Origin of the sequence: Limnospira platensis NIES-39, assembly GCF_026000695.1 — a bacterium.
In the GTDB taxonomy this organism is placed as follows: domain Bacteria; phylum Cyanobacteriota; class Cyanobacteriia; order Cyanobacteriales; family Microcoleaceae; genus Limnospira; species Limnospira platensis.
In genome coordinates, this window is sequence record NZ_AP026945.1 from 1,666,060 (window position 1) to 1,679,031 (window position 12,972).

A 12,972-nucleotide genomic window follows, 5' to 3' on the forward strand; every position below is an offset into this window, starting at 1 on the left:
TTAACAGATAATGCCTAATGCACTTGATATATCTGAAAGTAATTGGTTTAAAGTTTATGAACTTAATTTCAGGATAGAAGATGATAGCTACACGGTACTAAAAAATTACCTGACATTTCTGGCAGTAAATTTATCAGGATATTATTTGACGCTGACAGTGTACCCGTGTACTGGAAAATGGCAGGGTGGTTAAAATTTTACACATACAATGATGTGAAGCAGAATATGATGGTTAAACGTGAAATTATATGGCTTAATGAATATCAAATAATTGAATCACCACCATATAGCAATTTTTACGCTTCATTTTCTCCGCTAGAAAGGATTAAATGGTTTACACTTCATTTTTGGAAATTAATATAAATGAACTTGGTAATAGTTGAATTAGGGTTAATTATTGTCGCGATTATTATCAGTATGTTCATTACGCATACAGGAAACTTACTTATTGAGAATAGGTTAGACGGTATCCAAAGTAGCCTAAATTATTTGATTAGATATGTTAATGATTTTATGCCATCAACAGTTTGTAAAAAACAGTTAGAAGATAAAAAGCAATCACCCCCTCTTCCAATTAACAGAGATGATATTGATGATGATGGTTGGCGTAAACCCTAAACCCTAACACCTAACAGCTAACAGCTACCCCAATAACTTAAATGGCCCCCTATGGTTTCTGACTGTAGGGGGTGCTTGCATATTTTTTGTTAACAGACTGTTGCAGCAGACTGTTGCAACGGACTGTTAAAAATTTATATGAATGCTTGCCTCTAATTTACCCACAATAAACACCCTAAGCCAAAACCTTAACCCGTCTATTGGGGGTACTGGGTTCCGCCTGGGATGATTACCACCAAAAATTGGAGACTTGTCTAGCAGTATGTAGGTATCGGTTTCGATGGAGAATCAATTCCCTAGGATTATGTGGATAACCGATGTCGCTGGTAAAGCAATTGTCTAGGATTATGTAGGTATCAGCGAGAGATGACGAAACAAGTCACCAGTTGAAAAGTTGTTTAGGGGTATCGGGTTGATTCCGGTAGATGATAGTTCAGGTTAGTCGTGATTATGCGATCGCATTTTGTTGGTAGTGAGTAGGCTCCTCAATATTTCACTAATAATCTGACTACCCCTATGGGTTTTGAAATTTGAGCCATACCCTCCCCCCATAACCGAAACAAACACTCTTAGGGGTGCGACCGATGTGATAGCAGTCAATGGTGAGGAACGAACCGATAGGCTTGCCATTGACTGCTATCACAAGGGAGTTACCCTATCGGTGTTTGGTTAGGGGGAGGAATGGATATTTGACAGATTGATTAAGTTGTGCTTGTTGACTGAGTAATCAACCTGTTGACAAAATTATTTTCCTGTGCTAGGACTAAGTTATGAGTAACATTTGAGTAACTAGGCATAGTTATCGGGTTGAGTAATAACCCGCTATCGCTGTCAGGATAAGGGTTTATAGTTAACACGCTCTGACGGAATTAAAGCGTCTACATAGCCTACAACCCCTATTCTACCGTTACTTAGGTGTTACTCAAAGCCATAACAGGATCCATCAATTTGTAGCCATAAAATAACCCCTAGGGGTTTAATCTAGGGGTGTTAATTTATGAAAGGTTGACGATTAGATTAATCTATCTGATAGATAACTCTGAGAAATGCCTTAGCTTCTGGAGTGTCAACATCAAACCCTAACGCTGTTAACCGTTCTATGGCTACGTTCAATGGTATAGGTAACTTAGAAACCCCTTTGAGGACTTCTAAGGTAGCGTCAATCCCTTCTGTTTTATATTTACTCTCGTTGACGATTGCGCTATGACCCATAAGTCTCGCTCGCAACTCGATAGGTAGTCCATACTTTTCACTCAACAGGTTGTACAGTCTACGAAAAGCATATTTCTGGGTTACCGGACATTTCATAGAGGAAATGCGTTGACTAAACACGGCTTCAAATCCTGTAACTATGCTTTTGGGTTTACTGCCTTTTTTAGGGGTGTATTGAGGCAATAAAGGTTTTTTCAATTCTAGGAACTCAAACATTTCAGGGCTGGGAATTGGAGCAACAATCCTTCCCCCTGTTTTAATACTCACTTTCCGACCTTCTGAGTCAGTAAAGTAAACATAGTCACCTAGCACCAAGTAATTATCCTGATTATCGGGGTCTGATAGTGCTTTGATGATTACGCCATCTTCAGTTACAAATGGCTTAGTTAGATTAACGGCGGCGGCTATCTCAGTAGGTCTTAACCCGTACATTACCGCCATACCAGTCACCCATAACCAGTTATGTCGAGATGATTGATGTTGGTGATTTTTAATAGTATAGGCTTCTTGTTTGGTTTTAAACCACCAATCCTTAAATACATCAACAGCTATCCGTTGTTTCTTTCTGAATTGTGTTTGTTTGGCGTTAATAGGCTCAAGCTGTTTAAGCAAATGGTCTTTGTTAGGTGATTTCTCAGCTATGGCTTTTAAAATGTAGTAACGTTCCTTGAAAGTTTTGGAGCCTATTAATTGTTCCCCGTTACTTAGGGGAGTATATAGCATAGCCTTAAAACTCTCCCAGCTAGGATATTCATCCCAGTTAGGGAACAGCCTGAAATATGCCCCTTTAGTAGTGTCGTAAGACGCTAAGTCACTAGCGATATCGCGAGAACGTTTCCTTCCTGTGTTGCGGTTGTAACCCGCAAAATACTCATCCTCTAGTTGTTGGAATATTTCCCGATAGGTTATCAGATTATCCTCAATCTGGTTCTTTCCTGAGATAGTCGCATCGTACCAATCCCAAAATTCACTAGCGCTAGTGATAGTCCCTAGGGCTTCTGATACCAGTTTAGCTTTCTTAACCCCGTCTATCACCCCTTCTGGAGTACACTCAAGGTTAGCCGTTTTGGGTAGTCGTTTTCCGGTTGGTGGTTGCTTAAACTGCAATAGCAGATTGTACCTAGTCCCGGTCTTTTGAAGTTTGAGAGTTACCCCTTTGGGACATTCCCCCTTAAACTCCTGATAGGCTTTCAAGAATCTAGCGTAACTCTCATTATAGTTACCCTTTCCCCCTACAGTAGGGGTATCAGTAGCGTTACTCATTTTTTACTCACTTGTTACTCTGTTATGGCTTTGAGTAACACCTAAGTAACGGTAGAATAGGGGTTGTAGGCTATGTAGACGCTTTAATTCCAGTCGAGTGTTTAGTGAAGTGCTGTAGCCTGGGAATTGGTGGGGTGATTAAAGCCTTAAACCGTAAATATACTCATGGGAATAGGATGGGGGTTGGTCTCAGGTTTGATGGGGTGAATAATCTCGCCCGTCATGGGTATATGTATGGGAAAAATCTTTAAGTTATATTAAGGTTTGAATGGCTAGAGATTGGCTGTGGTAGGGGTGTTGATCGCCCTAAGAATTGTGGAAATTTGTATGTCAAGTTAAAAGGTTAAATAAATCGGAAGTAATCAGGGGTGAGCGGAATCTTGTTCTAGGATGGGAGCATAGCAATCACCTACATGGAGTATCTATGGATATGTTAGCAGAACAGGTCATGACTTTAACGAATAAAGTGGATGCGCTGTATGAAGTAGTCATGCAACTACGCGGGAATATTCCTAGGGATGATTATGGTTTTTCGGAAATGTTTTCATCGACTAGGACTGATGAAGAAGCATTGACAGATACCTGTGTGGTGATGGAAGAAGCAGATATCGATGCTCCTCAACACAATGGTAGATTATACGCAGTTCCTTGCCAATCAATTCCGGTAAAAGGTGAGGACTACCAGGGGACACACAAAGATATTTTAAGTGATGATTACTATGTCAATAGCAGCACTATGGTTAGCAAAGAAACCATGTTAAGTGCGGATGTTCAGATCCAGCGCTTGACAGCCCAGCTTACTGCTGCTTACAATCGCATTGCAGCCCTAGAAGAACAGTTATTGTCTAAGCGGATGCGTGCTTGAGAGGGTGAGGGGATCAGAGATGGCGAGCAAGTTGTTCGATTTGTGTAAGTAACTGGCTCGATGTCCATTGGCGGAACAAATAGGAAGCGATCGCACATCCTCCCGCACCGACACCTTCTTTAACATATCCTTGTTCAAATGCTTGTAGTTGGGGGTAATGGGAATGGGTAAAATCGAGTTGGGTTGCCAATAAGGGAACCGGACCGATCGCCTTTGCGAGTCCGACAGTGTCCCCTGTGGTATCTTCTGCGACCCAGCGAGTAGTACCAACAGCGACCCGTCCCGGACACCAGGAAAGATTTTTAGCAGAAGCGATCGCTTCAGCCAAAGCATAAACGGCCAGCATTTGGGTTCCCCCAGCCAAGAGAACCCCGACCCGGCGACTAGCAGCAATAGTCATAGCAGCAACGACAATTTGCATAGGGTCGCCAACAGCAGCAACCAGTGTCAGGGGATCGACTTGACCTGGGGTAATTTTCGCCGCCCGGAGTCCGGTGGTAACTATGGTTAATTTTTGGTCATGGTTACACTGGGGGTGGCTACTGTTGACTTTACCGGCGGCGGGAATTCCCAAACCCATCAACACAGCCAGGGCGGTGGTAGTTCCCCCGACGACACATTCTCCGATGATCACATAACTATGATCAGCCTCAGCCGCAATGCGATCGCCCCAAGCCAACCCAGACTCAAATAGATGTTGAACTATGGTAGAGTTCAAAGCAGCGCCGGAACTGAGGCAATTAGCGGGGACTCCTCCGAGATCGATGGTGGGTACAGAAGGAATTACGGGAACCCCAGCATTAAATAAATATAAGGGAATATTCAGCGCCGCCACTACGGCTCGCGAAATCAGGACGGGGGAAGCGCCAGCCACCAAAGGCGGTAAAGGATAACGAGGAGATGGCACAGGACCCAAGGCCAGAAATTCAGCATCTGCGAGATAGGTGCGGCGGCGATCTGCAGGATTGGCCCCAGCGGCGGAAATTCCCGGAATTAAACCCGTTTGGGTAAATCCCAAAACACAGGCAAAAATAGGCTTTTGATTGCGATAGTTGCGTAACCAAGCCTGACCATTACGGGGCTGTGTATAAATTCGGATTGCCATTATTCGTCATAGTCGAGCAAAATCTGTACCCAACGGGGAGGGCGGGGAATAGGACTTTTAAGGCGATCGAGCATCAACAGAGACACCAAATGCACCACAAACAGATAAACGATATTATTAGCCAAAACCATCAATACAGCGAAAATCTGAATAAATAGTAAACTTGGGGGTGCAAGTACCCCCAAGCGAATAAAGATAGACTCTAGCAGTTGTGCAATTTGGGTAGTGGCATAAACCCACAAATCCCGACCCAAGAGAATTGACAGCAACCAGTAACGGAAAAAGAAGCCAATAGCGCCAATTAAGGAGCCGATCGCCACAGTCACCGGCCACATAGCGCCTCGTTTCCACAAACCCCCCAGCACCACACCCATCCAACCATAGGGGATAACATAGAGAATGCTGCGTGTAGGACCCATTAACACGGTCAAAAGTAACCCAGAGGTTACAGCACCCATAATCGCCGCCCGTCGGTCCCAGCGCAAATATAGCAAGGCAATAGGTAGGGAGAAAAAGACTCGCAACAGAGGACCGAGGGGAAAGTAGTAGTTGATAAACCAAATCAAACTGGCGGTAGATGCGAGAAATGCTGTTTCCACCATAACGAGGGGGGACACAGAAGGGAAGCGATCGGATGTTTTAGGGGAAGGTTGGGGGCTATGGTTAGAAAAATCACTCATGCTATCAAGTTTAAATCACGGACGAGGTTAGGCAGGGCCATGGTAGGACCAAGACCGCTAACCTATTGTTAAACCAACATCCTCTCTAGGGCGTGAACATCGGGAATGCTGAGAAGATCGCGATCGCGATGAATTAATCCCTTTTTCTCAAGTTTACTGAGTACCCGAGTGACCGTTTCCCGAGCTAGTCCGCTCAAACTGCTGAGTTCTCGGTGGGGTAAATTAGGAATTGTGGTTCCTGATTCTGTGGTTTTTCCTTGTCCCTCCGCCAAAAACAGCAAAATATCTGCCACTCGTGAAGCACTATCTGACTCACGCAACCGTAACCGCCGATTGACTTGACGTAGACGGCGGCCCATTAACTGAGCCAACCTAATACCTGCCAATGGTTCAGTGTTAATCAGTTGGACAAAATCCTGAGCTGGCATATTGCCAATCATGGTTGGGGCGAGGGTGATTACATCTGTTGATCGGGGGACTTCATCAAGGGCTGCCATTTCTCCAAATAATTCACCTTTCCCCAAAATATTGAGGGTGACTTCCTTACCATCAAGGTTGTAGGTCCTAATTTTGACCCAACCATCTAAGATAAAATATACTGAGCTACCCCAATCATTCTCCAGCAAAATCACTTGATTGGGGGGGTGGCTTCGACCCACCACATGAGAGGTGGCTCTTTCGGCTACCTCCTCAGGTAAACCCTCAAAAAAGGCAGTCGAGAGAATCATCCGGGTGATATCTGATTGTGACTCGCGGGAGAAGTACCGATCTTCCATTGGGCTATGATGTTTGAAATTAGCGCTTATCCGTGGCTAGTTAGCAGGAGTTGTCCAATAGACAATTCACTGTCACCATTCACAGAGCCAACTTTAGTCAAACGATACCACTATTATTGTGGGGTTTCGATGTACTTAACTACAATAGCTAAGGTTTGACTATGGATTTAATCCAAGATTGGCTTTCATTATAATTGAGGGCATAAGCCTACACAGGTAGACTAACCAGGGATGAGTTGGGAACTAGATTGGCACAGGCAGGTTATCATTTTAAAGGGATATAGAGTCAAAATCACTGTATCCTAGCAAAATTAACCTAAATTGGATGTTCACTTACAAATCGGGCCTGGGGGTGGTTATCCCTAACTTTTGGCCAAGCATCGAGCTACGCTTACTCATTGGAACACTATTTTAAAGGTTAAATCTGGACTATTGAAACTCAAACTATATTGATATCCCGGTTAAATTTTCTCGTCAAACGCTAGTAAATTGAGGTCCCTCCCTTGACTTCTCATCAGGATCAAATTCAGACTCTTATTGCTGAAATTGACGAGGTACTGAGTCAACCCAGCCCCAGGCTACCTTGGGTGGCTTTTGGGGAAACCGTGACCCGCGCCCGTCAAGTTTTGCAGCGTGTTCGGAATTATCTCGTATCTCTTCAACAAGATATTGATGACTCTTCATTGTCCCTGAGATCTACAGGTTCCGCTGACCCATCATCTCTTTCGGAGTCCCAACAGCAGAATTTTTGGCAAGCCTTGCGCGAAGAAATGGGTTATTTGCGATCGCGACTTTCGGCTTTGCTAAAGTCTGAGGTGGAAGAATTACGCCATGAGCGACAACTACTATTACAGGATATCAGAGCTTTAGAATTGCGGCGACAGGAAAATCTGCTCTCAGCTGACCAATCCCACGAACAGCAACAAATTATTACAGAGTTCCTGCAAGAATTGATGAATCGTCTTCAGGAAAGTCTGACTGAGAGTGTCAGCGAAACCCTGAGTAACCTTGAGGAACAGGTGCTTAATGCGCTACTGTTGGGGGATACTGTTGAGACTACCCCCAGTGAGTCTTCCCTCACGGCTTTGAGTCGTGGACGAGGTGAAGGCGCAAACAGTGGCGATGTAAGGGTTTTCTCTGATGCTGGTGGGGACTATGCTGAGGAGTTGGAAACTTCTAAGATGTTACCCCGACTCACTCCAGCCCAACGACTGGAACAAATGCGGACTCTACAGGCTCAGTCTGATCAGATGCTGATGACCCTTGATTCTAGTTTAAGTGTCATTTTTGAGGCCCTACAAAGCAATTTACAAACCTATCAGGAATCTCTGTCCCAAAATATTGAGAAAATGCACGGTTTGGGACAACAGGGAGAGGTGATTTTTTCGGCTTGGATTAATTATCTCACCCAGCAGTTGAGTCAAGCTACAACCTCTCAACTTCAATCTTCTATACACCTAGATGATCGACAAACTAGACCGGCTACTCCCACGGTTCAACCTAATGCGATCGGTCAGCAGGGGGTGGCTATGACTCCCCAAACTCAACCGTCTCCAGAGATATCTTCTGTTCCCGATCACGATGATTTCTTTCCTTTTGCGGGGGTGGAACTTCCCTTACCCACTAGAGTTTCCGAAACTCCCATCGAATCAAAACCACGACCGGAACCAAAAGAGGATATAGTCGCGGAAACTGCTGCTGATATCCCCCCTGAATCGGTAGATGAGGGGAATTGGGATGCTGATTTATTCGGTGATGATGAGGCTGATGATAGTGATGATATAGTGGCGGAAACTGCTGCTGATATCTCTCCTGAATCGGTAGATGATGGGGGTTGGGATGCTGAGGATTTATTTGGGGATACCTCAGAGACATCTACAGAGACATCTACAGATTTATCAGAATCAGAACCTGATGAGGAAGATCTGAGGTTGGATACTCAAGATTTGTTTAAGGATACCCCAGAGGAAGAGCTACCAGTGGCGAGAGAAACTCGGAGAAATGTATCTTCTGCGGGGGGTGGAAATGGTAGCCAGTCAGACCCGTTTGATGGCTTCTCTATGTCGGAAGAATTAGATTTATACGGAAGTTTACAGCCAGATGATGCTCAGGAACTTCTCTGGGAGGATGACGATATTTTGAGCGAAAATATCAATCAAAATCAGCCAGTAGAGATGAATAGAGACACGCCCAATCAAAAGGCTTCTCCATCTGCTAGTCAGGATACTTTTGAAGATTTTAGTAATATCTTTGAAGAACCCAATTTAAAGGAGGATGAACAGTTTATCTATGCTTCTCCTGATGAGAATTTGCTTCCGGGTGTTGATGATGATAGCGATGATGATGAATCGATGGATTCTCGGCTGTTAGTTGATCAGAGTACCCTGGAACAATTAGAGGCAGAATTGGCTAGGTTAGAGAGCCCGGAATCTAATGAGATTGAAGATATCTTAGCTGAAGATTCCGGGGAGGATTATCAACCGATTTCTATGCCTTCTGAGGAGGAAATGATTACTTTTGATAACTTGTTTGGCGAGCTAAATTCGAGTCTTAAAATATCGCGTTCTGCTGCTTCTAATTCGGCGGGCAAACCCGAAAAATCGGCAACTGTATCAGATAATTCTTTGACGGAATGGGGTGATTATGATGTAACTCTTGATGATCTCTTGAGCAGTTTTGAACAGGCGGAAAATGAATCATCATCACAAATCGATGATAATGATGAATTTTTGAGTTTAGAATCTTTGAGTCAAGAAATGAGTAAAAGTAACCCGAAAAAACGCGATTAATTGAGGTGGAATTGGAGATGACAGGTTGTTGGGAATTGGCTGAAAATATTACCCTAAGCCTCAATACCTCTCCCCAGGTGGGAGAGGGACTGCGTGGGGTGTATTACATGATTAATCAAGTAGCATATAGGAGCGATCGCACTATGTTAAATAATCCCTAATCTACCACTAAAGAGAGGGTGGGAGATGGCTATTTGGGAGGATAAAAAGGTGCGATCGCTTTGGGGTGGGGATTTCTTGGGGTTGGGGGTTGGGGATTGACAATTGACAGGCTTTGATTCGTCGGTTTCAGCAATTGTTAAATTAATCTTAAAATTCTGGGTTTTTTACTGGGAATAATGATGGGAAAATCTTTAGATTTATGATGTCAGCGGAGAGTGTATACTGCCTGAGAGAGGATTGGGTTCGCGTCTTGTACAGCCGTTCCGCGATCAGCTACCCTCTCCAATAGGGGGTATGCTGTCAGTGGCGGGTTGTGCTGGCAGAATGATAGTAACACTAACTAGAAATCGGTGAAATTCAATGTATACACTGCATCAAATTAACCTTAAATATCGGCGATCGCCACTAGCCAAATTACTAGGAAATAAAGGCATTTATCAACCCTGGGATTTCGGGAATTTATTCAGGAGTTATGTGTTATGTTTAGTCCTGTTAGTTTTAATTGTATTCGGCTTTCCTGAACCGTCTCATGCTGAGAGAATAGCCGTTGATGTTGAAGTGGAACAGACCAAATATAACAATGAGTCTTGGGATATATTAAATGGAGCCCCGGATTTGGCAATTTGTTTGTATAACGAAAGATTGGGAACTGTTTGTCTTCCTGATGGTTCTACACCGGACGATATTGGTAACCCTAACTGTCCCAATTCTTATCTATGCAGATTTAGCGTCAGTGCGCCGCCAAATGCCGAATTTAAAGTCTCTGTAGTTGATGTAGATGTGATGTTTAATGATCTGATAGGAGCGGGTTGGTGTCATCAAGGAATTACTTGTGAAATCGGACAAGCTAAAGTAACTATTAAGTGACGGTTAAACTTGTCTAATTGTTAGCCATAATAGTTAATTACTTCTGTGGTTTTTCATCATAGTTTAATTTCGCTTCATGGTCAAATATCAGAGGCGATCGCATAATGATATGGCTGTCCCAATAGGTGCGATCGCACTATGTTAAATAATCGCCAAGCTACCACTAAATAGAGGGTGAGAAACGGCTATGGGGGACCAAGTGGAAAGTGATTTCTCCAACAGCCACGGGTGTGAGTCCAGGGTTTGGGTCGGGGGGGGGTGGTTAAAAAACTTAACACAGTTCACAATTAATTTCCGCCCTGTGAGATAGTAAATTCTGAAGGCATTAGGGGTTAGATATCTGTTGTGTCGTTGAAGTATGCTCTGGTCCATGAATGGTTAACGCCGAAAGCCACAGGGGGGTCAGAGTTAGTGGTGCGAGAAATTCTCAAGCATATTGATGCCCAAGTTTATGCGCTGATTGATTTTGAATCAAGTAATCCTGAGAGTTATCTATATGGGCGAAAGATTGGGACCACATTTTTACAGAACTTTCCCTGGGCGAGAAATGGTGTACAGAAATATTTACCGCTATTACCGTTAGCGATCGAACAGTTAGACCTGCGGGAGTATGACGTAATTTTATCTTCATCCCATGCTGTAGCCAAGGGAGTGATTACAACGCCAGGGCAAAGGCATATTTGCTATTGTCACACTCCCATGCGCTATGCTTGGGATCTCACCTTTGACTATCTCAGAGGTAGCTCTGTCGGCTCAGGAGTCCCCGGTATGTTAACCCGTGTGTTGCTGCACCAACTACGGCAATGGGATGTGATTTCAGCCAACCGGGTTGATTATTTTATTGCTAACTCTCAACATACGGCTCGGAGGATATGGCGATGTTACCGTCGTGAGGCGAAGGTAATTTATCCCCCGGTGGCGATGGACAATATGAAATTTCAGGCCCAAAAAGAAGATTTTTATCTGACCGTTTGCCGTCTGGTGAGTTATAAGAAAATTTCCCTAATTGTCAAAGCCTTTAACGAATTGGGTTATCCGCTGGTAGTAATTGGTACAGGTCCTCAATGCGATCGCATCAAGAAAATTGCCAAAGACAATATCCAGCTTTTAGGTTGGCAAAGTGATCAGGCAGTAGGGGAATATATGTCCAAAGCCAAAGCATTTGTCTATGCCGCCTGCGAAGACTTTGGAATGGCGATCGTAGAAGCCATGGCTTGCGGAACACCTGCGATCGCCTATGGAGTAGGAGGCGCGACAGAAACCGTGCGAGATATTCGTAAATATCCCGACTCCGGGACAGGGTTATTATTTACGCCGCAAACAGAAACAGGTTTAATGGAGACAGTCCAAGTCTTTGAAAGTCTCAATGGGCAATTTCATCCGGAAATTATCCGAACTCATGCGAGTCAATTTGATCAAAGTCGGTTTCGGGAGGACTATCTTAATTTCGTAGATAAGTGTTTGAACAAAAATAGCGACGCATTCCCCCACCTCGCCGAACGGCAGGTGGGGGCAAAGGATCTGCCGATCTGACAAGCCTTGGGGTAACAAGCGCGTGATGGCACAAACCACATCAATCATCCGTACAGACCGATGGAATCTTAACCCGACAGCAGCAGCGCGAGTGCTTCTGAGCCAAACGGTTGAGGTCTCCCTAGGTGTCTGTCGGCATTTGATGGGAATTCTCTTAACCCATTGGCCGTCTATCGGAGGGTTATCGAGTCAAAAACGGGTTCTAGCCGTTGAGAAACTGATTCACCAAACCGCCAAGAACCCCAACCCCAAATACTGGCAATTTGACCAGACCTTTTACAAGTTCCCCAGCTACTATCGAAGGGCTGCCATCGTCTTCGCCGCTGGCCAAGTCAGTAGCTACATGACCCGATATCGGGAATGGCAATCGGGAACTCGTCAACGTCGGGATGCCAAACCTCCCGTCCTCAATCCCAACAGTGGCTGTTATCCGACCCTGTATCGAGGTAATTGCTATAAACGACCTGGCTATGACCGCATCGAAATCAAGGTCTTTAACGGAACCGATGGGGTCTGGACAAACGTTGGCATAACCAGCCTACGAGAACGGCATACCGTGGACAGCAACGTGCGAGATGTTCAGGCATGAAATAGGGTTGCAATACCTGAAATAACTGCCTGCTGGGACTTGCACCCCTTGATGGAATATAAAGGACTTGATGTGAAAGTTAAGAAACCTTGACAATCCCATAACTATATATGTGTTCCAACATCTGGGTGCGAGACCAGATAAAGGCAGAGAGACTCAAGGTCAAGACTGAGCGGAAGAAAGAGGGAAGTTGTGACCCCCTTGAGTATAAAGCAAGGTTGAGAGTAACGGCGGTAGCCACCCCCAATCTTAGGAATCACAATCCTAGGATTGACGCGGGGAACGGAAGGCGTAACAGAGGAACCTACCTCTAACTCGACCACTGCCAACCATCCAAGATTAGGGAAACCGAATGTCCGGCTTGAACCATCGTAACTACGGAGTAGCGAAACAGGTTGATACGCTGCGCTCAAAGAGTAAGGGGAAAAGTGGGAGTTTGTTGCAGCTACCCAGAAGCAACGTTTCGTTGTGCACAGACCTTTAAAGTACCCCGGTGGATAGGACGAATCTAAA

13 protein-coding genes are annotated in these 12,972 nt (G+C 44.6%); 9 read left to right on the forward strand and 4 right to left on the reverse strand.

Translation table 11 applies throughout. The annotated features are described in order from the left end of the window. Window positions 1–10: 10 nt before the first annotated feature. A complete protein-coding gene (locus N39L_RS08345; protein ID WP_126277469.1) occupies window positions 11–193 on the forward strand; it encodes a hypothetical protein in 183 nt (60 codons plus the stop codon). A gap of 170 nt (window positions 194–363) precedes the next feature. Continuing rightward, complete coding sequence (locus tag N39L_RS08350; RefSeq protein WP_014274441.1) at window positions 364–618, forward strand: hypothetical protein; 255 nt, start codon at window positions 364–366, stop codon at window positions 616–618. A gap of 1,017 nt (window positions 619–1,635) precedes the next feature. Here N39L_RS08350 and N39L_RS08355 read toward each other — a convergent pair. Continuing rightward, window positions 1,636–3,093 (reverse strand): site-specific integrase, encoded by a 1,458-nt coding sequence (locus N39L_RS08355; RefSeq protein WP_014274910.1) that lies wholly within the window; start codon window positions 3,091–3,093, stop codon window positions 1,636–1,638. 448 nt (window positions 3,094–3,541) lie between these two features. Between N39L_RS08355 and N39L_RS08360 the strand changes: the two genes are divergently transcribed. After that, window positions 3,542–3,958, forward strand: coding sequence for a hypothetical protein (locus N39L_RS08360; protein ID WP_231852129.1), 417 nt, complete (start codon window positions 3,542–3,544; stop codon window positions 3,956–3,958). A gap of 13 nt (window positions 3,959–3,971) precedes the next feature. Here the strand turns inward: N39L_RS08360 and cobT are convergent, their stop codons facing one another. From cobT to N39L_RS08375, 3 genes are all read right to left on the reverse strand, one after another. Next, the gene (cobT, locus tag N39L_RS08365) at window positions 3,972–5,063 is read right to left on the reverse strand and encodes a nicotinate mononucleotide-dependent phosphoribosyltransferase CobT (RefSeq protein WP_006617190.1); all 1,092 of its coding nucleotides are present in this window, start codon (window positions 5,061–5,063) and stop codon (window positions 3,972–3,974) included. Further along, entirely contained in the window at window positions 5,063–5,743 is a 681-nt protein-coding gene (locus N39L_RS08370; RefSeq protein ID WP_006617189.1) for a DUF2232 domain-containing protein, read from the reverse strand. Before N39L_RS08370 ends, cobT begins: the two co-directional genes overlap by 1 nt. A gap of 68 nt (window positions 5,744–5,811) precedes the next feature. Next, window positions 5,812–6,519, reverse strand: a complete 708-nt coding sequence (locus N39L_RS08375) for a Crp/Fnr family transcriptional regulator (RefSeq protein ID WP_014274911.1) — start codon at window positions 6,517–6,519, stop codon at window positions 5,812–5,814. A gap of 503 nt (window positions 6,520–7,022) precedes the next feature. Here N39L_RS08375 and N39L_RS08380 point away from each other — a divergent pair. The 6 genes from N39L_RS08380 (at window position 7,023) to N39L_RS08405 (ending at window position 12,773) form a co-directional block, all read left to right on the forward strand. Beyond that, complete coding sequence (locus N39L_RS08380; RefSeq protein ID WP_014274912.1) at window positions 7,023–9,308, forward strand: hypothetical protein; 2,286 nt, start codon at window positions 7,023–7,025, stop codon at window positions 9,306–9,308. Window positions 9,309–9,325: 17 nt separating this feature from the next. Further along, window positions 9,326–9,469, forward strand: a complete 144-nt coding sequence (locus N39L_RS08385) for a hypothetical protein (protein WP_157888681.1) — start codon at window positions 9,326–9,328, stop codon at window positions 9,467–9,469. Window positions 9,470–9,830: 361 nt separating this feature from the next. Continuing rightward, window positions 9,831–10,337: a hypothetical protein gene (locus N39L_RS08390; protein ID WP_006617186.1), complete on the forward strand. Its 507-nt coding sequence runs from the start codon at window positions 9,831–9,833 to the stop codon at window positions 10,335–10,337. Between the two features lie 345 nt (window positions 10,338–10,682). Then, the gene (locus tag N39L_RS08395; protein WP_050856767.1) at window positions 10,683–11,870 is read left to right on the forward strand and encodes a glycosyltransferase; all 1,188 of its coding nucleotides are present in this window, start codon (window positions 10,683–10,685) and stop codon (window positions 11,868–11,870) included. Between the two features lie 25 nt (window positions 11,871–11,895). Next, a complete protein-coding gene (locus N39L_RS08400) occupies window positions 11,896–12,459 on the forward strand; it encodes a hypothetical protein (protein WP_014274913.1) in 564 nt (187 codons plus the stop codon). Window positions 12,460–12,569: 110 nt separating this feature from the next. After that, on the forward strand, window positions 12,570–12,773 hold the full coding sequence (locus N39L_RS08405) for a hypothetical protein (RefSeq protein ID WP_035735778.1): 204 nt from the start codon (window positions 12,570–12,572) through the stop codon (window positions 12,771–12,773). Window positions 12,774–12,972 lie beyond the last annotated feature (199 nt).